Genomic DNA, 2,353 nt, shown 5'->3' on the forward strand with positions numbered 1-2,353 from the left:
TGGGAAGCAGAGTGGGGAGAGGTATGTGCCGGATTGGCTGGGAGGGGGAAGCGGCGAGCGGCTGTATCGGACGGGCGACGTGGGGAGGTATGTGGGAGACGGGCGGCTGGAGTACCTTGGGCGAGTGGATCAGCAGGTGAAAGTGCGAGGGTATCGGATCGAGTTAGGGGAGATCGAAGCGGCGATGAAGGAGGCCGAGTGGGTGGAGGACGCGGCGGCGGCGGTGGTAGGAGGAGAGAGAGGGGAGAAGCGGCTGGTGGGGTACGTGGTGATGAGGGAGGGGAGGAAGATAGAGAGAGAGGAGATGAGGAGGCACTTGAAAGAGCGGCTGCCGGAGTATATGGTGCCGACGGCGTACGTGGAGCTAGAGGAGCTGCCGCTGACGGCCAACGGCAAGCTGGATCGCAAGGCGCTGCCGGCGCCGGCGGCAGAAATACCCGGAGAGGGGGAGGCAGGGGCGGCAGAGAATGTCATCGAGGAGCTGGTGGGGGGCATCTTCAGTGAGGTGCTGGGGCAGGCAGAGGTGAGCGTCGAGGCGAACTTCTTCGAGCTGGGTGGCCACTCGCTGCTGGCGACGCAGGTGGTGTCGAGAGTGCGCGAGGTGCTTGGGGTGGAAGTCCCGTTGCGGGTGGTGTTCGAGCAACCGACGGTGCGAGGGCTGGCGGCGGCCGTGCAGCAGCAGCAGCGGCAAGGCATGAGCGTCGCCGCGACTCCGATTGAGCGCGCGAGTCGAGAGAGGGAGCTGCCGCTGTCATTCGCGCAGCAGCGGCTGTGGTTCATCCATCAGCTTGAGCCCGCGAGCGCCGCCTACAACATCCCGATGGCGGTGCGCCTCACCGGCGAGCTGAATGTGGCGGCCTTTGAGCAGAGCCTGGGAGAGATCGAGCGGCGGCACGAGGTGCTGCGCACACGCTTCGAGCTGCGGCAGCAACAAGCCGTGCAGGTGATCGAAGCCGAGGCCAGGGTGCGACTGCGCCTGTGGGAGCTTGGCCAGTTGCCGGCAGAGGAGCGCGAGGCGGCGGCTCGCGAAGTGGTGCGGGATGAGAGCAGTCGAGGGTTTGATCTGCGAGGCGGGCCGGTGCTGCGAGCGGCGCTGCTGCGGTTGCAGGAGGATGAGCACATCCTGATAGTGGTGATGCATCACATCGCCTCGGACGGCTGGTCAACGGGGGTGCTGGTGAGTGAGTTCAGCCGGCTCTACGAGGCTTATAGCCAGGGCCAGCCCTCGGCTTTAGAGGAGCTGCGGATACAGTATGCGGATTACGCGGTGTGGCAGCGGCAGTACTTGCAAGGCGCGGTACTTGACGAGCAGCTCTCGTACTGGCGGCGGCAATTGGCCGAGGTGGCGGTGCTGGAGCTGCCGACGGATCGAGTGCGACCGGCGGTGGCCAGCCATCGCGGCGGCAGCGTCGGCTTGCGCCTGAGCGCGGAGCTGACGCAAGAGTTGCGGCGGCTGAGCCGGCAGCAAGGCGTCACCTTGTTTATGACTTTGTTGGCGGCCTTCAAACTGCTGCTGAGCCGCTACAGCGGTCAAAAAGATATTAGTGTTGCTACACTTATTGCTAATCGACACCGGCTGGAAATAGAAAGACTCATCGGCTTCTTCATTAACCAGCTGGTGCTGCGCACGGATATGTCAGGCAATCCTAGCGTCACAGAGCTGCTGGGCAGAGTGAGGGAGATTACACTGGGTGGATACGCTTACCAGGACCTTCCGTTTGAGAAGCTGGTAGAGGAGCTTGCTCCGGAGCGCGACCCGGGCCGGTTTCCTTTCTCGCCTGTGTTATTTCTTACCCAAGCAGAACTCCGAGGCAACTCCCAGGTCGCTAACCTGAAGTTAAGTCCAATGGGCCATTCTATCGGTCTAATTAGATTCGACCTTGAGCTGACGATGACGCATACTGAGGAAGGCATCCAGGCCAGCCTCGCCTACTGCAGCGACCTCTTCGACCCCACCTCCGCCCTTCGCCTGCTCTCCCATCTCAGCCTTCTGCTCTCCGCCTTCGCCTCCGGCCATCCCGGCCCTGCCGCCGACTTGCCCATGCTCTCGCCGGCTGAAGCCTGGCAACTGACCGCTGAGTGGAATGACACGGCCCGCCCCTACCCCCGCCACCGCTGCCTTAACCACCTCTTCTGGCAACAGGCCAGCGCCGCCCCGGATGCCATCGCCGCCTCCCGCGCCGCGCTTCAGCTGTCGTATGCCGGGCTCGCCCTGCGCGCCCAACTGCTGGCCGACCGCCTGCGGCAGCAGGGCGTCACCGCCGAGCAGCCCGTCGCCGTACTCTGCGAGCGCGGCCTCGAGCTGCTGGTGGCGATGCTCGGCCTCTGGCAAAGCGGCGGCGTCTATGTGCCG

1 protein-coding gene is annotated in these 2,353 nt (G+C 64.5%); it reads left to right on the forward strand.

All coding sequences use genetic code 11. The annotated features are described in order from the left end of the window. Nucleotides 1-25: 25 nt before the first annotated feature. Nucleotides 26-2,353 (forward strand): condensation domain-containing protein (locus tag VJ464_26565; protein HKQ08713.1); only part of this gene is annotated, 2,328 nt, incomplete at its 3' end.

Source organism: Blastocatellia bacterium (genome assembly GCA_035275065.1).
In the GTDB taxonomy this organism is placed as follows: domain Bacteria; phylum Acidobacteriota; class Blastocatellia; order UBA7656; family UBA7656; genus DATENM01.